Here is a 20457-nt window from a genome sequence, read left to right as displayed (position 1 = left end):
GGTATGGAGCATTGCCAGACACATTCGGGAACAGTACGATAAATATGGCGGGTTTCACCAAGGACATTCCCCTCACAGGATGCAAAGGATAATCTCAAATATACAGGAAGAGTCGTTCATAAGCAGAGCACCTACTTCCTTGTAGTCCTGAGTGAGGAAATTTTTTTTAAGAACTCAACTTCCTGTTTCAGATAATCAACCTCATGCCGAAGCTGTTTTAATTCATCCTTTTCGGATGGCGGCAGATCAGCAGCCGGGGAGACGGAGCTTTGCATCCTGTGAGGGGAATGTCCTTGGTGAAACCCGCCATATTTATCGTACTGTTCCCGAATGTGTCTGGCAATGCTCCATACCCTGCGGTCCCCAAGGACGGCAGGATCATAGCCATGATCTGCGAGGATCTGCCGCGGAATCTCCCCTAACTGGTATTCCGAGTAAAAGATCTCCTTGAACTCCCTGGTAAAGGTTAATTGGAATTTGGACACCTTGTAGGTGTAAGGATTTTGACGAAGCAGCAGCATTTGTTCATTGGTAAAAGGGTTTTTGGTCATGGTATTCCTCCTGTTCTTAGATAAGAATACCATAAGCCAAGAGAGGTGTCTAAGCCAAAAGAGGCCTCAGCAATCATCCAAGCCAGTTGTCCCAGAAACAGGGTATACCAGCAAGGCATGTCCACAATTGGGGTTCTGAAAGGTGAGGGGGTGTCCATTTATATGGAACTAATGGGAAGGGATGTCTAAAAAAATGGGAGCCCCGCTAAATGATGTGTCCACACTTATGGGTACATTATAAAATACTCAGCTCTGCTCTACGCTTCCTCCGCCCATACCAGTTTCCCACACCCATCTTTCCGAGATAGCATTCGTTGACACAAAGCTGGTTTTCTCAGCCTGGTGGAGACCCCTGGGTTGTGACGGTCTGTTCGTTTTTGGATGCAGCAGAGTGTGTTACGGCAGTTCAGAGTGATAAAATCCAGCTGGTTTATTGGTTTTTAAGTGTTCTATGCCAATAGCGTACAGCATGCCACAACCCCGGGGCCCAACCATGCTGAGAAAACCAGCTTTGTATCAACGAATGCTATCTCGGAAAGAGAAGGGGGCGAGCCAGGACATTGATTTGGAAGGCGTATAGCAGAGCTGAGTATTTACTTACCTTCCCAGAGTGCTTTTTGGCGGATACAATTCGACTAGTACTGCATTGCAAAATGCAGTACTTCTCCCATCGGATTGTAAGCGGGCAGTGAGCTGCGAAATGCATCAGGATTTCGGAGCGAATGCCCGCGTGCCGCCAAAAAGTGCTCTGGGAAGGTTAGAAAATGCCAGTTCTGCGGTACGCCTTCCAAACCAATGTCCTGGTCCGACCCCTTCTCTTTCCGTACACTACCTACATCTACAAAGCGTCTTTACTCACCTAAACCCCAATTTAAGCTGAAATTGTTCGCTCTAGTACAGCATTACTTCCACTCACGGCGGTATTCCTGAGGTGTAACATTCATATGCTTGTGGAAAATTTTCGTAAAATAATTTCCACAGGAAAATCCACAGGATACGGCGATCTGATGAATCGGAAGCGCGGTTTCAAGAAGAAGGGCTGCAGCCTGCTGTAAACGGATGTTTGTCAGGTATTTTATTGGAGGAACTCCGGTTTCTCTGGTAAATTCCCGAGTCAGATGATTTGGTGAAATATCAAGAAGTCCGGCAATTCTCTCTATGCCCTGAATAGAAGCATATTGTGTTTCCATAATTTTAATAGCTGCCTGGGTTCTGCTGGAGTAATCTGCCTCGTTGTGGATTACACTCTGACAGAGCCTGCACAAAAAGCGGTAGGCGAGTTCACTTGCTAAAAACGGATGAAACATTCTGCCGCTTTGGGTTTGGTTATATAAGTCGAAAAGAGTTTGGACTGCGCTGTTATGCAGCGGCAGTTCCAGAATCTTTCCGGCTTTTTTTGAAATTAGTTCATAGTATTTTGAAACGGCTTCTCCGCTTAACAGCAGAAAAATAAATTCCCAGGGCTGATCTTCATTGTCATCCGGCATGTAGTATTTTTCATCGTCCGGTATATGTATAAAAAATCCCTGTCCAGGCTTAATGGAGAAACGTTTTCCATGGGACTCATAGACACCTTCTCCTTTTAATGTGTATTGGAAAAGGTAGTTGTCGATATTCCGGTCCCGGTTATCGTAGTAATAGCTGGTATTGGATCTCTGTTCGATCCCCATGCAGTTCAGGGAAATGTAGGGATCCTGGAGTTCATCGGGAAATAAAAAGTTATAAAATCCAAATTGATATGCCATCAAAAAATTACCCCTTTTATCATATTAGTCAGATTGATTGTTTACTGAAAACCATATATTATAGAATTATGATAACACAGGGTATACGTAAAGTATATAGCAAAAAATTACCATATGGAGGGATATTATGAGCTTTAAAGTAGCATTTATCGGGGCAGGAAGTTTAGGTTTTACAAGAGGACTGTTAAAAGATATTTTATCAGTGAAAGAGTTTTCTAATATTGAAGTAGCATTCACCGATATGAATGAAGAAAATTTAAGAATGGTGACACAGCTCTGTCAGCGGGATATTGATGAAAATGGACTTAACATAAAGATTCATTCCACCCCGGACCGTAGAGAAGCATTTAGAGATGCGAAATATGTGATCAACTGCGTAAGAGTCGGAATGTTGGAAGCATTTGAAACGGATGTGGAAATTCCTTTAAAATACGGTGTGGACCAGTGTGTCGGCGATACGCTGTGCATTGGAGGAATTATGTACGGGCAGAGAGGGATTGCAACTCTTCTGGACTTCTGCAGGGATATCCGCGAGGTGGCAAAACCGGGATGTATCCTGTTAAATTATTCCAATCCAAACGCCATGCTGACCTGGGCATGTAATAAATATGGCAAAGTAAAGACTTATGGATTGTGCCATGGGGTTCAGCATGGACATGCGCAGATTGCGAAGGCATTCGGAGTGGAAGTTAAAGATGTAGATATTATCTGTGCAGGACTAAATCATCAGACCTGGTACATAAGTGCAAAGATAAAGGGTGAAGAAAGAGTACAGGAACTCTATGAATTGATGTTAAATCAGCAGGAAATGCTGGACAATGAAAATATCCGTCTGGATGTGATGAAAAATTTTGGCTATTATTCTACAGAATCCAATGGTCACCTGTCAGAATACCTTTCCTGGTACCGGAAACGGCCGGAAGATATGGAAAAATGGATTAATTACAGCAGTTGGATTCAAGGCGAGACAGCCGGATATCTGAGAGTCTGCAAAGAAGGCAGGAACTGGTTTGAAACGGATTTTCCAAATTGGCTGCAGGAACCGGCAAAGGAGTACAAATATGAAGACAGAAGCGCGGAACACGGAAGCTATATCATAGAAAGTCTGGAAACAGGCCGCCCGTACCGGGGACATTTTAATATTATGAACGAAGGGTGTATCTCCAATCTTCCGGATGATTGTGTGGTGGAAGTTCCGTGTTATGTAGACTTCAATGGAGTTTCGGTACCGAAAGTAGGGGATCTTCCTCTTGGATGTGCAGCGATTTGTTCTCAGAGCGTGTGGGTACAAAAGCTCTCTGTGGAAGCAGCGGTACAAGGGGATATCAGACTTTTGTATCAGGCGGCAATGATGGATCCGCTCACAGGCGCAGTATGTACCCCTGCTGAGATCAGGCAGATGGTGGATGAGATGTTAATCGCCGGGGAACAATGGCTCCCCCAGTATGCAGGTGAGATTGAACAGGCTAAAGAGCGTATGCAGGGTGAACTGCTTCCGTATCGCCCCGCAAAAGGATTCACCATGAAAGAAAAGACAGTGGAAGAAATGTCCAGGGATAAAGAAAAGGCAAGAGCTATGGCTGGAGCCGCAGCTAAAGAAAATGTAAAGTAATTTATAAAAGTGGGGTTTAGGTGAGCAAGGGGACGCTTTGTAGATATAGTAGTGTTCGGAAAGATGAGGGGGCGGACCATGGCAGGCGTTTGGAAGGCTTACCGCAGAACTGGCATTTTCTAACCTTCCCGGAGTGTTTTTTGGCGGCACGCGGGCATTCGCTGTGAAATCCTGATGCATTTCGCAGCTCACTGCCCGCTTAGTATCCGATGGGAGCCAGTCGAATACTATCCGCCAAAAAACACTCCAGCAAGGTAAGTAAATGCTCAGATCTGCTATACGCCTTCCAAACGCCTGCCATGGTCCGCCCCCTTCTCTTTCCGTACACTACCTACATCTACAAAGCGTCCTTCCTCAGCTAAACCCAAATTTAAGCTGAAATTGTACGCTCTGGAATCGGGCAAAAGAAAGAATGATGTATTAGTAATGAATTATATAAAGTAGCAAACCGACGCCTACGACATATCTTAATTATAAAGGTATGTCAGAGGAGATTTTTATGGCTAAAATTATTTTAGATGCCGGACATGGTGGTACGGACACCGGTGTGATTTACAATGGCCGTCAGGAAAAAGACGATGCATTAAAGCTTGCAAATGCAGTGGGAGCACTATTGGAAGAAAAGGGAATAGAGGTGGTATATACTCGTTCTGAAGATGTATACAGAACACCGATAGAAAGGGCATCTATTGCAAACGATGAACAGGCGGATTACTATATTTCCCTGCACCGAAACTCCAGTCCGGTGGAAAATCAGTACTCTGGTGTGGAATCCTTAATTTATGATGATTCCGGCACAAAAGCGGATATGGCAGATGATATCAATGGAGAACTGGAAGAGGTCGGATTCAAAAATCAGGGAGTAAAAGTCCGTCCGGGGCTGGTTGTGTTAAAAAGGACAAAGATGCCTGCTGTCTGGGTAGAAGTAGGTTTTATGAATAGTGACGAGGACAATCTGATATTTGACAGCCGGTTTGATGATATCGCTCAGGCGATCGTAAATGGAATTATGGAGTCTCTGGACGAAGCTTCGTCGCAGCCTACTTATTATCGTGTGCAGACCGGAACTTTTAGAAGAAAAGATAATGCGGAAAGACTGTTGGAACAGTTGCAAAGCCAGGGCTTCCCAGCATTTATTATTAATGAAGACGGTTATTATAAAGTTCAGGTTGGTGCATTTGAGTTACTGGATAATGCAATTCGCATGGAGGCTACACTTCGCAGGTATGGTTATCCGACTTTTTTAACTACGTAAGGAAATATGAATGGCAGCCGGGACTGATGAGAGGCATAAAATCATACAAATTAGAATAATTATGTTGAGGGGTATTTTCTCCGCTATGGTATTTACGGAACCATGGCGGAGATTTTTTCTGTAAAAAAAGATCATTTATAGTACATGATTTTCATTAGGAATCATATGTATTAACAATATAAGTTTCGAATTCTGCAAAAATGTATGTCTGATGGTTGTTGACGGCTGCAGAACTTAGAAATATAAGAAGGGGTGTATGCATGTATTTTTCACGGGATGCATTATACCAATTTATAGTTGAAAAGTCGAAAAACAAAGTAATGGCAGCCGGTATTCTGTCTGCCAGCGTCTGTATTGTAACTGGTATTTATCTGGGGATTGGTGCTTACTTTTCTTCTCACTTTATTTTCTGTTCATCGATTAATGGAATCGAATGCGGTAAAATGACGGTTGAAGAAGCAGAAAATGAAATGGCAGAAAATCTGCTGGATTATCGGCTGGAGTTGATTGAGCGGGGTGGAGTTATTGAGGTGATTACAGGAAGACAGCTTGGGCTTACATATATTCAGTCGGGGCAGGTTGGACAGATTTTAGAAAATCAAAATGCATTTTCCTGGGGAATATCTCTGGGGAAAAATAAAAATTACAGCGTTGTTCTTCCGGTTGAATATGAAGAAGGTGTGTTAAATGACCTTATAGATGGACTGGATTGTTTCGCACCGGGCAAAATCATAGAGCCCCGGGATGCAGTCATTGTTGAAAAAGATTACGGATTTGAGATACAGCAGGAAATCCTTGGAACTACTTTAAACCGGGAACGTTTTAGAAAAGCGGTTGAAAATGCAATAGCTACCGGAAAATCATCCATTGATCTGGATAAATCCGGGATATACGAATCACCTTCCGTACTTCACACAGACAGGAGTCTTCAGTCAGAAGTAGCACAGTTGAATGAACTGACCACTGCGGATATAACCTTTGATTTTACTGACCAGAAAAAAGAGGTGAACCGCAGTGTTATCCGTGAAATGCTTACTAAAGATACGGATGGCAACTATTTTCTAGATGAAAATAAGGTGGGGGAATGGGTTTGCCAGTTAGCATATGAAACGGATACCTTCGGGCTTTCCCGTCAGTTTAAAAAACACGATGGAAAAACTATAACACTTCCCAGAGGAGGGGATTATGGCTGGTGTATTGACCGGCCCGCAACAACCAAAAAATTATATGAGGCAGTTAAAAATGGTATTTCGGGAAATATGGAACCTGCCTATTTGTATACCGCAAAAGACAGATCCAAAAATGATATCGGGAATACCTATGTTGAAATCTGTATTTCTCAGCAAAGAATGTGGTTTTATAAGGACGGAAAAGAATTGGTCGATACGCCGGTTGTCACCGGTAACCCGAATAAAGGAAATGCAACCCCTTCAAATCATGTATGGGCAATTGACGGAGTCATTCACGGACAGATATTAAGAGGCGAAGACTATGCCCAACCTGTGACATACTGGATGCCTTTTAACGGAAATGTAGGGATTCATGATGCAGGTTCTTTTCGTTCGGCATTTGGGTATGATATCTATCTATGGAACGGATCTCACGGTTGTATAAATACACCGGATAAAGCGGCGGCTGTTATATTTAATAATGTAGAGCGGGGAACACCGGTAGTTGTGTATGATTAAGGAAATTGGGAATCATATTTCATATGGCACAATTGGAGACTATGCTGTAGTATCAGTCAACCTGGAAACAAAGAATAGTAATATGAATATCGTATATTTCAATCCAGATTGAGAAACCTATAGGAAGCGATAAAATTTAAAATTGTTTCTTAATATTATGCATGGGAATCGTTTTTGCAATAATTCAAAATATACCTAAAATTCTTATATTTCTTAAAATTATCGAAAAGTACTTTCTCTAATATGCATAAAATGATATGATAGTAGAAAGCATACTACTAGAGCGTGTATGAAATTCATTCCAGCCATCTGCACGCCCCGCTTTGCGGCATATTTGCCCCGAATTCAGGTTACGTAGTCCGCTACGCGCCTTTCATTCGGGACAAATCTCCAACAAACTGTGACGCGCAGCTGTCAGAAAGCAATTTTCAGACACGCTCTAGAGTGATTAATGAGGGATGAAAATGAAAGAAGAAAAAAGGGAAGAGCTTGAAAATGAGAAAGTCACTGGGGTTGGGAAAGATGCTGAAAACCATATAAATAAAGTGTCCCAGGATAAAACCCCGGATGTTCAGGAGAATAGTGCTGACATAAGTGACAAAGAAAAGCAAGAAGAGAATGCAGAAGAAAAGGCTAAAGAAAAGCAGGAAGAAAATGTTAATGGGCAGGTTAAAGAAAAGCAGGATATAAATGTTGAAGAAAAGCAAGAAATAAAGCAAAATGAAGAGGTAGTACAAGAAGTTAAATATGAAGTTGAACATGAAGAAAAAGGAGATACAGAAAATAAAGCAAAAGATGAGGCAAAAGTTGAAGAAAAAGATGAAGCAAAAGATGAAGCAAAAGATGAGGCAAAAGATGAAGTAAATCAAGAAGTAAAACAAGAGCAGAAGGATCAGTTAAATGGAGAACTAAAAGAAGAGCAAAAGGATCAGCCAAATGGAGAATCTTTAGAAAAACTTAATGAGACACAAGATCCAGAGCGAAATGAAGAGACAGGAAATGCCGAAGCACATAGTACCATTGAAAGTAATGAACATGATCCAATAGAAGAAAGTGAAGATGTATTCCGACAGGGAAAAAAAGGCCGGCTATGGAAAAAATTGCTGATTGGTTTCGGATGTTTTCTGCTATTGTGTGTCTTAGGTGTATATATCGGCGGTGCTGTTTACTTCCAGGATAAATTCTTTTTCAATACCAAAGTAAATGGTATTGATGTATCTAAACAGACTGTTGAAATGGTTGATAATTCTATTGCAAATAAAATCCATAAATATACCATTACACTTTCCGAAAGAGGGAAGGTAAAAGAGAAGATAACTGCAGATCAGATAGGATATCACTATGTGTCTAAAGGAGAAGTACAAGGTTTTAAAGACCAGCAAAACCCGTATACCTGGCCAAGAGCGTTATGGGAGAATTACCGCTATAAATTCGATTCCAGTACCACTTATGATGAAAAAAAACTTGCAAAAACTCTGAAATCACTGGAATGTATGAATGAAAAAAATATAGTGGCACCTAAAGATGCATTTATGAAATTTGGCGAAACCACTTATGAAATTGAACCGGAAGTAGAAGGCAACAAGGTTGATTACGATAAAATGGTTTCACTGGTGAAAAATTTGATTGAGCATGGAGAAAAGAAGGCGTCACTGGAAAAGAATGACTGTTATGTGCAGCCGGCAGTCCGATCTGATAATGAGCATTTGAATATGCTGATGAATAATCTTAATCAATACTGCAGAACAAGTATTACGTTTGCATTTGGTGAGAAGAGAGAAGTTCTGGATGGCAAAACCATCAAAGACTGGGTATCACATGATGAGGCGGGTACGGTCACCTTTGATGAAGAACAGGTACGTAATTATGTTGCTATGCTGGCTGATAAATACGACACCTATGACAGACCAAGGGAATTTAAAACCAATGACGGCTCAATGGTTACGGTTAAAGGCGGAAGCTATGGGTGGATGATTGATCAGGAGCAGGAGATCGTAGACTTAACCAAGTTAATCCAGCTTGGAGCCGTTCAGGAAAGAACACCTGCTTTTGCACGGACAGCGGTCAGTTTTGATAACAGTGATCTGGGGCAGGACTATGTGGAAATTGATTTGACAAGGCAGCATCTGTGGATGTATATTGGTGGTCAGGTGGCAGTTTCCAGTGACTTTGTATCAGGAAGCATGGTAAAGGCAGGATGTGCCACGCCTGGCGGTACCTATACGCTGTATTATAAGAAATCCCCGGATGTATTAAGAAGCGATAAACCCGGAGACAGCTATGCTACACCGGTGACTTATTGGATGCCATTTAACGGCGGTATCGGGCTTCATGATGCCAACTGGCGTGGAAGCTTCGGGGGAAATATCTATCAATACAATGGATCCCACGGCTGTATTAATCTGCCAACCGATGCTGCAAGACAGATTTATGAACAGATTTATAAGGGTTTTCCAATTATCTGTTACTATCGATAAAGAATAGGATGTAAAGAATATGCAATATGAAAATATGGAAAAGGGAATCTTTTTAGACAGACCGAACCGTTTTATTGCGAATGTAGAAATCAGGGGCGTTAAAGAAGTCTGCCATGTGAAGAACACAGGTCGGTGCAGGGAGCTTTTAACGCCCCATGCCAGTGTGTACGTTCAAAAAAGCAATAATCCGAACCGAAAAACGAAATATGATTTGATTGGAGTAATAAAAGGCGATATAATGATCAATATGGATTCTCAGGCGCCGAATAAAGTAGTTCAGGAATGGATACAGGAAAGTAATTATTTCAAGAATGTTACTTATATCAAACCGGAAATGAAATATGGTAAATCCAGATTTGACTTTTATGTGGAGGCAGATGGAAAGAAGATTTATATGGAAGTAAAAGGTGTCACGTTAGAAGAAAATGGCACAGCGAGATTTCCGGATGCACCTACTCAGCGTGGAGTGAAGCACATCATGGAGCTGATAGGCTGTTTAGAAGAAGGTTATGAGGCATATATCTTTTTTGTTATTCAGATGAAACAGATAAATGAATTCCGGCCTAACGATCTTACTCACCCGGAATTTGGTGATGCACTTCGGCTGGCGAAAAAAGCAGGTGTACATATACTGGCATACGACAGTATTGTAACAGAGGACAGCATAAAAATTGATAAAGAGATTACCGTTATTTTATAATAAATATTAGGAGAATATATGTTAAATGAAATCGTGGAGCCGCTGCTTATGTGGTTCCGGGCAAATGCCAGGGTACTTCCCTGGCGGGAAGATAAGGCAGCATATCGGATCTGGGTTTCAGAGATTATGCTGCAGCAAACCAGAGTTGAGGCCGTGAAGCCGTTTTTTGAACGATTTACAAAGGCATTGCCGGATGTACATGCATTAGCGGTTTGTGAGGAAGATAAACTGCTAAAATTATGGGAAGGCCTGGGGTATTATAACCGGGTAAGGAATATGCAGATTGCTGCAAAAACCATAGTAGAAGAGTTTGACGGACAGCTTCCGGCGGATTATGAAGCATTACTGTCCTTAAAAGGAATTGGAAACTATACAGCTGGTGCAGTTGCGTCCATTGCTTATAATATTCCGGTTCCGGCAGTAGACGGGAATGTATTGCGGGTGATCTCCCGGGTGTTGGCAAGTGAAGAAGATATTATGAAACAATCTGTGCGTAAGAAGATGGAAGAGGATATAAAAGCCATCATGCCAAAAGACTGCCCCGGTGATTTTAACCAGGCATTAATGGAACTTGGGGCCACTGTCTGTGTACCGAACGGTATGGCAAAATGCGATATCTGCCCCCTGGCATCAATTTGCAAAGCAAAAGCATTGGATATCGTCATGGAATTGCCGAAGAAAACAAAACAAAAGCCAAGGCGTATCGAAGAAAAAACGGTGCTGGTAATAAAAGACGGGGATAAAGCCGCGATTAGAAAAAGGCCTAAAAAGGGACTTTTGGCAGGCCTGTATGAATTGCCTAACCTGGAAGGGCATTTGACAGCAGATGAAGTGCTGGAGTATATTAAAGAGCGTCAGCTTGCACCTATACGGATCAGGCAGCTCAGAGAGTCTAAGCATATATTCAGTCATGTGGAATGGAGAATGACAGGATATGTAATTCAGGTTGAAGAACTGGAAAATGCTAAAGATACGGGAATGCTGTTTGTAGAGCCCTGGAAAACCCAGGAAGAATATCCAATACCGGCAGCTTTTGGCGCATATGCGGATTATCTGCAAATTAAACTAGGACAGGAAAAATACGAAGTATAGGGGAAAATAACATGAAATTATTATCAATTGCAATTCCATGCTACAATGCGCAGGAGTATATGAGAAAATGTATCGAATCTCTGCTGGTGGGTGGAGAAGATGTGGAAATTCTGGTAGTGGATGATGGTTCCAAAGATAATACTGCAGAGATTGCAGATGAATACGAAAGAGAATACCCTACCATAGTGAAAGCAATCCATCAGGAAAACGGCGGTCATGGAGAAGCTGTAAATGCCGGACTTAGAAATGCCACCGGTATCTATTTTAAAGTAGTAGACAGCGATGACTGGGTAGATCCCGATGCATATCTGACCATTCTTGGTAAAATAGCAGATATGATAGGTGGTCCCAATACCGTGGATATGTTTATCAGTAACTTTATTTACGATAAAGTCGGGGTACGCAGAAAAAAAGTAATGCAGTATCGTTCTGCATTTCCGCAAAATGAAATTTTTACCTGGGATGAAGTACACAAGCTCCGAAAGGGCCATTATATCCTGATGCATTCTGTAATCTACAGAACCCAGCTTCTGAAAGCCTGTGGACTGGAATTGCCGAAGCATACTTTTTACGTAGACAACCTGTTTGTATTTCAGCCTCTGCCTTATGTAAAAAATATGTATTATCTGGATGTAAATTTCTACCATTATTTTATTGGAAGAGATGATCAGTCTGTAAATGAAGAAGTTATGATCCGCAGGATTGACCAGCAGATCCGGGTAAATAAAATTATGATTGATACAATGGCTTCGGCTAAAGTTTCAAATAAGAAGCTTCGTAAATATATGCTGAATTATCTTGATATTATTATGACAGTGTCTTCGATTATGCTGATACGTTCAGAAACAGATGAAAACTTTGAAAAGAAGAAAGAACTTTGGTCATATTTAAAGAAAGTAGACCGGGGACTTTATATAAAGATACGTACAGGTCTGCTTGGACGTACGGTTAATCTACCGGGCAAAAGCGGAAGGAATGTATCTGTAGCCGCATATAAATTAACCAGAAAGTTTTTTGGATTTAATTAAAGAGAAAGCTCTCCCTTATCCCAAAATAGAGAAAGCTCCCCCTTATCCTCGGATAAAGGAGAGCTTTTTTGATTCAAAAGAGATTTCAAGATCAGATCGGAAATCAAAAGATTCTCCGTCAGCATGGACGGCGAGAGGTACTTCCGTCTGTATACGCGCCTGGTGGCAGTGGAAAATATGTACACCTTTTGCTCCGGTATGTTTTCCCAAAAACGCTGTAGGGAGCAGTAATAATACCTTTAGCTTGGACATTTTTTCTATAACGCAGATATCCAGGATATCATCCGATGCATCCGCTTTTGGACAGAACTTAAATCCGCCCCCTTCATACGGAGTGTTCATAGCTGTAATAAAATATGCATTTTTATAGAAATGTTTCCTTTTATCATCCATTGTCAGTGTCATGGAAGCCGGTTTTAAGAGGAACAGCTGCTTTAATGCAATCCCAACATAGGTCAGTTTACCAAGTTTAACTTTATTCAAAGCTTTTTTTAAGGTGGAGTGCAGGGCTTCGTGGCAGACTGCTGCATCGAAGCCAATACCGGTACTGACGATAAAGTTCCTGCATTCCTGTTTGCTTTGATTGACACCAATGCTGACCTTTTGAATTCTGGTTGGATGCAGAACTGCATTCAAGGCATCCAGGGGATTCGAAGGAAGACGCAGGCCTCTTGCAAGGTCGTTACTGGAACCGGTTGGAATATAACCAAACACGATGGAGTCCAGATTTTTAAGCCCGTTGATTACTTCATTTGCGGTTCCGTCTCCGCCCACAGCAGTAATCGTACAAGGATTTTTCGTAGTAGATATTAGTTCAGCCAGACGAAGGGCATGGTTTTTCTTTTTGGTAAAATAGACGGTGTATTTAATTTTACGCTCTCTCAATTCCTTCTCCAGCATATTCCAGATCTTTCGGCCTTTACCGGAACTGGATTTTGGATTTACAATAAAATAATACATAATAGTTCCCCCAAAGTTGATATGATAACATCATAATATAAGAGAAGGGAAAAGTAAATATTTTTATTCAGGAGGGCCTTACCCAGCGAACCCCCAATTTAATAATTTCCAACTTCAAAGTCTACCCTGTTCAGAAGATACCAGATGCATAATTAGTACTTTTCTAACGTTTACAGCGTTGTAATTTTGAGAAAATTATGGTATTATGAAAAACAGACTATATCCTAGGAGGAAAGACATGGAAAAAGAGACAGTTTCCAAAAATTTTATTGAGCAGATTATTGAAAAAGATTTAGCAGAAGGACATTGCGAGACAGTATGTACCAGATTCCCGCCAGAGCCAAACGGCTATCTTCATATAGGACATGCAAAGTCAATCTTGTTGAATTACGGATTGGCACAGGAGTATCATGGCAAGTTTAATATGCGATTTGATGATACCAATCCTACAAAAGAGAAAGTGGAATTTGTTGAGTCTATCAAAGAAGACATTAAATGGCTTGGTGCTGACTGGGAAGACCGCCTGTTTTTTGCATCCAATTATTTCGAGCAGATGTATGAGTGTGCAGTGAAGCTGATAAAAAAAGGAAAAGCCTATGTCTGTGATTTGAATGCGGAACAGATCAGAGAATATCGCGGAACCCTCAAGGAGCCGGGAAAGAACAGCCCATTCCGGGACAGAAGCGTTGAAGAAAACCTGGAATTATTTGAAAACATGAAAAATGGCAAATATGAAGACGGTGAACGGGTGTTAAGAGCAAAAATTGATATGGCATCTCCGAATATCAACATGCGTGATCCGATTATTTACCGTGTTGCACGTATGACACATCATAATACCGGGGACCAGTGGTGCATTTACCCGATGTATGATTTTGCCCATCCGATTGAGGATGCAATTGAAGGTATTACACATTCCATCTGTACTTTGGAATTTGAAGATCACAGACCGCTTTACGACTGGGTGGTTCGTGAACTGGAATATCCCCATCCGCCAAAACAGATTGAATTTGCAAAGTTATATCTGACCAATGTGGTTACCGGAAAGCGCTACATCCGTAAGCTGGTGGAAGATGGCATTGTGGATGGCTGGGATGATCCGAGACTGGTTTCCATTGCTGCCTTAAAACGCCGCGGATTTACACCAGAGTCTATTAAAATGTTTATGGATCTTTGCGGAGTGAGCAAAAGCCAGAGCTCTGTAGATTATGCCATGCTGGAATACTGTATCCGCGAGGACTTAAAACTGAAGAAACCACGTATGATGGCCGTTTTAGATCCGATTAAATTAGTGATAGACAATTATCCGGAAGGACAGATTGAGTATCTGGATGTTGATAATAATCTGGAAAATGAAAGCCTTGGCAAACGTAAAGTTCCATTCTGCAGGGAATTATATATTGACAGGGAAGATTTTATGGAAGAGCCTCCAAGGAAATATTTCCGCTTGTTCCCGGGTAATGAAGTACGTTTAATGAATGCGTATTTTGTGAAATGTGAAAGCTTCATAAAGGATGAAGATGGTAACGTAACAGAAATTCACTGTACCTATGATCCCGAGACAAAGTGCGGCACGGGCTTTACAGGACGTAAGGTAAAAGGTACCATTCACTGGGTAGCGGCACCGACAGCGTTAAAAGCAGAAGTACGTCTCTATGAAAATATTATCGATGAAGAAAAAGGTGTCTACAACGAAGACGGAAGCTTAAACCTGAACCCTAATTCGCTGGTTATTTTAAAAGAATGTTTTGTGGAGCCAAACCTTGCAGATGCGAAAGCATATGACAGCTTCCAGTTTGTGCGCCAGGGCTTTTTCTGTGTGGATGCAAAAGATTCCAAACCGGATGCACTGGTGTTTAACCGAATTGTATCTCTGAAGAGTTCTTTTAAACTGCCAAAATAGATTATGGCAGCGGGGGGAATATATGAACGAATTAACAATCAGCCTGGATGTTCAATCTTCCAGGCCCCTGTATGAGCAAATATATGATTATATCAAAAATGATATCCAAAATGGAGGGCTGCCTTGTAAAAAGAGGCTGCCCTCTACCCGCAATCTGGCAAAACATCTCCAGGTAAGCAGAAGTACGGTTGAATTGGCTTACGAACAGCTATTGTCAGAGGGATATATAGAGGCTGTTCCCTGTAAAGGCTATTTTGTAAGTGATCTGGATGGCTTGTACCATCTTTCTACGGCAGCTCAGGCGCCGAAAAAGGCAGTACAGGAAATAAAAGAGTATTTTGCTTATGACTTTTCACCCAGTGGTGTAGATTTAAACAGTTTTCCCCATAATGCCTGGAGAAAAATTTCAAAAAATATTCTGCTTGAAGATAATAAAGATTTTTTTCAGCTTGGTGAACCCAAAGGAGAGAGCGAACTTCGTGAGACGATTGCAGCATATCTGCACCAGGCACGAGGTGTAAACTGCAGTATGGAGCAGATTATTATTGGGGCAGGTAATGATTATCTGCTTATGCTTTTATGTAATCTTCTTGGAAGAGGCCATATCATAGCAATGGAAAACCCAACTTATAAAAAGGCTTATGATATTCTGAACGTACTTTCTAATGAGATGCTGGTAATTAATATGGATAAGAACGGAATGGATGTGGCAGAGCTTGAGAATTCCAGGGCGGATATCGCCTATGTTATGCCGTCCCATCAATTTCCCCTGGGGACCATTATGCCAATCAAACGGAGAATGCAGCTTTTAAAGTGGGCGTCAGAAGACGAGAAGCGCTATATTATCGAAGATGACTATGATAGTGAATTTAGGTACAAAGGGAAACCAATACCGGCGTTACAGGGCTATGACAGCCATGACAAGGTGATTTATATCGGAACGTTTTCCAAGTCAATTGCACCTGCGATCCGTGTGAGTTATCTGGTTCTGCCAAAAAGGCTGTTGGCGGTATATGATGTAATCGGTAAAATATTTTCTTCTACGGTGTCCAGAGTAGATCAGATGATTATTTCCAGATTTCTGAATGAGGGTTACTATGAGAGACATTTAAATAAAATGCGTGCAGTTTACAAAAGCAGGCATGATGTATTGCTGGAAAAGCTCAAAGGACTGGAAAGTATCTGTACCATATCGGGAGAAAATGCAGGTGTTCATATATTATTGAGCTTTGTAAATGGAATGTCGGAAGATGATGCCATAGAGAAGGCGCGCCTGAAAGGCGTTAAAGTCTATGGGCTGTCTGCTTACTATGTGGCAGCGCCCAGGAAGACTACGATGCCTACAGTAATTCTGGGATATGCAAATCTTTGTGAAGCAGATATCGCCGAGGCGGTGCACCGTCTGATTCATGCGTGGATAGTATAGAAATCTTGTATATATTATAAAAACACCAACGAATTCCGCTGGTGTTTTTTGAATGTTATTTTAACACAATTATTTATTCCGCTGTTTTGCTTACTTCGCCTTCATCATCAGTCTGTCCATCTGTTTCATCAGCAGAAGCGTCTTCCGGAGTTTTTTCAGGCGTATGAGATTCTTTTGGAATTGTGACGTATTCTCTTGCTACCGGAGTAACATCATCTTCTTCATCCAGATCATCCTCAAAGTCGTCTTCGAAGTCTTCGAAATCATCCTCCCATGTATCATCTTGTTGTTTGCATTTATTTAAGTAATAGATACCTCCTGCGATAGCAACACCTATTACAGCAGCACCAAGTAAGAATTTTCTATTTTTTTTAGCCATAATCCTGACTCCTTTCATAATTTATGACAACATAATTACGTTTATTGTAATACTTTTTTCTGAAAAAGGAAAGGGGTAATTACAAATTTATTCTTCCACATGTTCCAGCCCCTGATTCAGAATCGTAGATACATGGGTATCTGCCAGAGAATAATAGATCGTTTTTCCATCTCTGCGGAATTTTACCAGATGGCTTTGCTTTAGAACCCGCAATTGATGGGAGATGGCACTCTGGCTCATTCCAAGCAGGTCTGCAATGTCACAAACGCACAGTTCAGAAGCAGACAGTGCATAGAGAATCCGGATTCTGGTAGGATCCCCAAAGATTTTAAACAGGTCAGCAAGCCGGTAAAGATCTTCTTCTCCGGGAATAACCGTATTTTGAATTTCATGATGGATGTGGTTGCCATCACAACAGTTTTCTATCATATCCTCGTTGTTCATAATTTCCTCCATTCGTACGTCTGGATACGCACACACAGACAGATAGAAAAGATATTCTCTTCTTAATATGCCCGTATTACTTATTTTATTTCATGCAATTAAAGATTACATGACGTTATCTGAAACTGAAAATATAAAAACAGAATTTCCTCTAATACATAGTTTAAAGAAAATCCTGTTTTTTGTCAATGTAATTCTTTGTCGAGACATGCTGCCGGTGAATGCATTATTATTCCGTGATGCTATTTCTTCTTATAAAGAATTCTTACAGAGTTCAGAACACACAGCATAGCTACACCGCTGTCTGCGAATACAGCCATCCACATAGAAGCAAATCCCATGAGCCCAAGGATCATAACAAGTATTTTAATTACCAGGGCAAAAATAACGTTTTGTCTGGAAATCAGACCGGTGGAACGTGCAATTGCAATAGCATCCGGGATAGCAGTAACGCTGGAATTCATAAATACAACATCCGCTGCTTCAATAGCAGCGTCAGCGCCGCTTCCCATAGCCGCTCCAACATCAGCACCAGCCAGTACCGGTGCATCGTTAATGCCATCACCGACAAACATGACACGTCCGTGTGCATCTCTGATTTTCTGCAGCTCTGTTAGTTTTTCCTGAGGTAGAAGTTTTGCATGGACTTCATCGATACCGGTTTCTTTTGCAACAGCATTAGCGCTGTCTAAAGCATCACCTGTTAACATGGCTGTTGTGATACCCAGAGATTTTAATCTCTTAATTGCAGGTGCGGCATCTGCTTTTACCGTATCAGAAATTACAATATGGCCTGCATAGGTTCCGTTCACGGCAATGAGTACTTCTGTACCAAAGCTGTCTTTTTGGAAATTTTTCAGGGAAACCTTATAAGCGTCCATCAATTTCTGATTGCCGCAGAGGATATCTCTGCCATTGATTACGGCGTGGATTCCTTTACCGGCTAACTCTTCTACAGATGCGGGGCGGTTCAGTTCCATTTTTTTATTTCTGGCTTCGCTTACAATACTTGTTCCGATTGGATGTGTGGAATCCAGTTCACATATGGCAGCAAGTTTCAGGATTTCCTGTGAAGTAAATCCATTGGCAGGAACGGCATGCTGTACCTGGAAGTTTCCTTCTGTTATGGTTCCAGTTTTATCCATAATAACGGTAGTAACATCTTTTAATGCTTCCAGTGAAACGCCGCCTTTGAATAGGATACCTCGTTTGGAACCTGCGCCAATACCGGAGAAAAATGCCAATGGTACGCTGAGCACAAGAGCACAGGGGCAGCTGATTACCAGGAAGGTAAGTGCTGTGTAGATCCAGTGATTCCAGTCACCTGTAATCAGGGATGGAATAATAGCAGTGCAGACAGCAAGAGCCACAACAAATGGTGTATAAATTCGGGCAAAACGCGTGATAAAGCGATCGATCTTAGGCTTGCTTGCAGCGGCATTTTCTACGGAATCCAGAATTCTGGTTACCATGGAATCCTCCAGTACTTTTTCAACACGGATTTTTATCAGTCCTGAGGTATTCATACATCCGGATGTTACTTCATCTCCATAGCCTGCTTTTACAGGTACCGGTTCTCCGGTTACCGGTGAAGTATCAATACGGCTTTCCCCTTCTATAATAACCCCGTCCAATGGAATACGGTCACCGGGACGTACAACCAGAATGTCGCCAACCTGAGCATCACCGGCAGGAATAACCTGCACTTCATCTCCGATAGCAAGATTTACTACTTCCGGTCTCATATCTACGGCATCCATGATCTGACTGCGGCTTTTTTCTACGGCCCGGTCTTCAAAATATTCGCCTACCCGGTAGAAGAGCATAACGCCAATCGCTTCCGCATAGTCACTGATAACAAATGCGCCAATTGTTGCAATACTCATCAGGAAGTTTTCATCAAATACATGGCCTTTGGCAATGTTTTTTATCGCAGTCCACACAATTTTCCAGCCCAGAACGAGATAAGAAATGGCATAGACGATAAAAACGGGTGTTGGTCCAATATTTTTGGACTCCATTACTTTAGCAGCAATTAAGAGAAGTGCGCCAACAATAATTTCGATTATGGAGCGGTGCTCATGAAAGAAAACAGTTCTTTTAGGCAGATCAGTTACTTTCTTGGAAAGAATATCTCTGCCTTTCGGTGAGGTATCTCTTGCCTTAATTACAACGTCCGGCTCAATGGATTTTGCTATTTTTTGTATTTCCGGAATTAATTTATCCGGATCCTTTGCAGTTATACGAAGCTGCTTTGTCGCATAAGTAACGGTAGCGCTGGTTACCTCCGGAAGATTGTTGATCATACGTTCAATTTTGGCTGCACAGTTGGCACAGTCCAATTCTTCGATGGTATAAGTATTTGTCACCTGGATACCTGGAGTTTTGCCGCCTCTTGGGACGATTTTTACGTCCGGTTCGATAGAAGCACAGATTTCCTGCATCCTGGGAAGGAGAGCATCGGGGTTTGGTGCAGATACCCTTAATTGTTTTGTTGCAAAAGCAATTGCTGCATAAGACACATCCGGGAGATCTTTGATTTTACGTTCCATCTTTGCGGCACAATTAGCACAGCCCAGATTTTCCAGCAGATAAACCTTTTTAATATTATTTTCGTCCGGCATTCTGCAAGTACATTTAGAAAGGCTTTCTCCGCAGACATCACAATATTCTACATGTGGATTGCACAACTCACATGTACAGTCTTCAGGATGACCGGGAGTCTGAATATGCAGGCATTCAAAATGCGTATGGGACCCGGAAAATGATTCTGCATTTACTGTATCATCTTCATGACTATGGTCGCAGCCGCAGGCACATTCTGGGTGAGAACGATGATGTTCCTCATGATCCTGGTTGTCATGCACGTGATCGTCACATTCTGAGTGAGAATGATGTTTTTCCTCATGATTCTGGTCATTATGCTCGTGACCGTCATGCTCATGATCACAGCCGCAGGTACATTCTTCGTGAGAATGATGATGTTCCTCGTGGTTCTGGTTGTCATGCTCATGACCGCATCCACAGGAACATTCCTTGTGAATATGTGAGTGATCTTCGTGCTGTTGCGCATGATCCGCATGGGAATGACCGCATCCGCAATGCTCATCATGATGATGTTCCTGCACAGCACTGGAGTTTAAAGATTTATTGCTTCTTTGTTCTGTTTTATGATCTTTCATAACAGGTACCTCCTG

17 protein-coding genes are annotated in these 20457 nt (G+C 41.7%); 10 read left to right on the top strand and 7 right to left on the bottom strand.

The genetic code is table 11. From position 1 onward, the window contains the following. Window positions 1-131: 131 nt before the first annotated feature. Both QR40_RS14925 and QR40_RS14920 read right to left on the bottom strand, forming a co-directional pair. On the bottom strand, window positions 132-551 hold the full coding sequence (locus tag QR40_RS14925; protein ID WP_027293389.1) for an HTH domain-containing protein: 420 nt from the start codon (window positions 549-551) through the stop codon (window positions 132-134). Window positions 552-1453: 902 nt separating this feature from the next. Next, window positions 1454-2296, bottom strand: a complete 843-nt coding sequence (locus QR40_RS14920) for an AraC family transcriptional regulator (protein WP_044295784.1) — start codon at window positions 2294-2296, stop codon at window positions 1454-1456. Window positions 2297-2423: 127 nt separating this feature from the next. Here QR40_RS14920 and melA point away from each other — a divergent pair, with 127 nt between their 5' ends. From melA to QR40_RS14905, 3 genes are all read left to right on the top strand, one after another. Then, entirely contained in the window at window positions 2424-3908 is a 1485-nt protein-coding gene (gene melA / locus QR40_RS14915) for an alpha-glucosidase/alpha-galactosidase (RefSeq protein ID WP_044295783.1), read from the top strand. Between the two features lie 499 nt (window positions 3909-4407). After that, entirely contained in the window at window positions 4408-5163 is a 756-nt protein-coding gene (locus tag QR40_RS14910; protein WP_027294840.1) for an N-acetylmuramoyl-L-alanine amidase, read from the top strand. A 260-nt stretch (window positions 5164-5423) separates the two neighbouring features. Continuing rightward, on the top strand, window positions 5424-6851 hold the full coding sequence (locus QR40_RS14905; RefSeq protein WP_044289479.1) for a L,D-transpeptidase family protein: 1428 nt from the start codon (window positions 5424-5426) through the stop codon (window positions 6849-6851). Window positions 6852-7070: 219 nt separating this feature from the next. Here the strand turns inward: QR40_RS14905 and QR40_RS33750 are convergent, their stop codons facing one another. Then, window positions 7071-7196 (bottom strand): DUF6783 domain-containing protein, encoded by a 126-nt coding sequence (locus QR40_RS33750; RefSeq protein ID WP_377147116.1) that lies wholly within the window; start codon window positions 7194-7196, stop codon window positions 7071-7073. Here QR40_RS33750 and QR40_RS33240 point away from each other — a divergent pair. Genes QR40_RS33240 through QR40_RS14885 form a run of 5 tightly spaced genes read left to right on the top strand, consistent with a single transcriptional unit; the run spans window position 7137 to window position 12148 of the window. Next, window positions 7137-7313, top strand: coding sequence for a DUF6783 domain-containing protein (locus QR40_RS33240; RefSeq protein ID WP_334291788.1), 177 nt, complete (start codon window positions 7137-7139; stop codon window positions 7311-7313). The two genes, QR40_RS33750 and QR40_RS33240, sit on opposite strands and share 60 nt — an antisense overlap. 2 nt (window positions 7314-7315) lie before the next feature. Then, window positions 7316-9328 (top strand): L,D-transpeptidase family protein, encoded by a 2013-nt coding sequence (locus QR40_RS14900; protein ID WP_052430873.1) that lies wholly within the window; start codon window positions 7316-7318, stop codon window positions 9326-9328. A 19-nt stretch (window positions 9329-9347) separates the two neighbouring features. Then, window positions 9348-10028: a DNA/RNA nuclease SfsA gene (gene sfsA, locus QR40_RS14895; RefSeq protein ID WP_044295782.1), complete on the top strand. Its 681-nt coding sequence runs from the start codon at window positions 9348-9350 to the stop codon at window positions 10026-10028. Between the two features lie 18 nt (window positions 10029-10046). Then, complete coding sequence (gene mutY / locus QR40_RS14890; RefSeq protein ID WP_081998924.1) at window positions 10047-11120, top strand: A/G-specific adenine glycosylase; 1074 nt, start codon at window positions 10047-10049, stop codon at window positions 11118-11120. An 11-nt stretch (window positions 11121-11131) separates the two neighbouring features. Then, window positions 11132-12148, top strand: a complete 1017-nt coding sequence (locus QR40_RS14885) for a glycosyltransferase family 2 protein (protein WP_027294835.1) — start codon at window positions 11132-11134, stop codon at window positions 12146-12148. Between the two features lie 42 nt (window positions 12149-12190). On the opposite strand, the gene QR40_RS14880 is transcribed toward QR40_RS14885, so the two are convergent. Then, window positions 12191-13108, bottom strand: a complete 918-nt coding sequence (locus QR40_RS14880; protein WP_044289476.1) for a diacylglycerol/lipid kinase family protein — start codon at window positions 13106-13108, stop codon at window positions 12191-12193. A 238-nt stretch (window positions 13109-13346) separates the two neighbouring features. Between QR40_RS14880 and QR40_RS14875 the strand changes: the two genes are divergently transcribed. Both QR40_RS14875 and pdxR read left to right on the top strand, forming a co-directional pair. Then, a complete protein-coding gene (locus QR40_RS14875) occupies window positions 13347-15011 on the top strand; it encodes a glutamine--tRNA ligase/YqeY domain fusion protein (protein WP_027294833.1) in 1665 nt (554 codons plus the stop codon). A 22-nt stretch (window positions 15012-15033) separates the two neighbouring features. Next, window positions 15034-16437, top strand: a complete 1404-nt coding sequence (gene pdxR, locus QR40_RS14870; protein WP_044295779.1) for a MocR-like pyridoxine biosynthesis transcription factor PdxR — start codon at window positions 15034-15036, stop codon at window positions 16435-16437. 73 nt (window positions 16438-16510) lie between these two features. Here the strand turns inward: pdxR and QR40_RS29915 are convergent, their stop codons facing one another. The 3 genes from QR40_RS29915 to QR40_RS14855 form a co-directional block, all read right to left on the bottom strand. Then, complete coding sequence (locus QR40_RS29915; protein ID WP_052377859.1) at window positions 16511-16816, bottom strand: hypothetical protein; 306 nt, start codon at window positions 16814-16816, stop codon at window positions 16511-16513. 87 nt (window positions 16817-16903) lie between these two features. Then, window positions 16904-17260 (bottom strand): ArsR/SmtB family transcription factor, encoded by a 357-nt coding sequence (locus QR40_RS14860; protein ID WP_027294831.1) that lies wholly within the window; start codon window positions 17258-17260, stop codon window positions 16904-16906. Window positions 17261-17502: 242 nt separating this feature from the next. Further along, window positions 17503-19884 (bottom strand): heavy metal translocating P-type ATPase, encoded by a 2382-nt coding sequence (locus QR40_RS14855; RefSeq protein WP_044295875.1) that lies wholly within the window; start codon window positions 19882-19884, stop codon window positions 17503-17505. Window positions 19885-20457: the final 573 nt, after the last annotated feature.

Source organism: Robinsoniella peoriensis (assembly GCF_000797495.1).
GTDB classification, from domain to species: domain Bacteria; phylum Bacillota; class Clostridia; order Lachnospirales; family Lachnospiraceae; genus Robinsoniella; species Robinsoniella peoriensis.
This window is presented reverse-complemented; position numbering and strand designations above follow the sequence as displayed.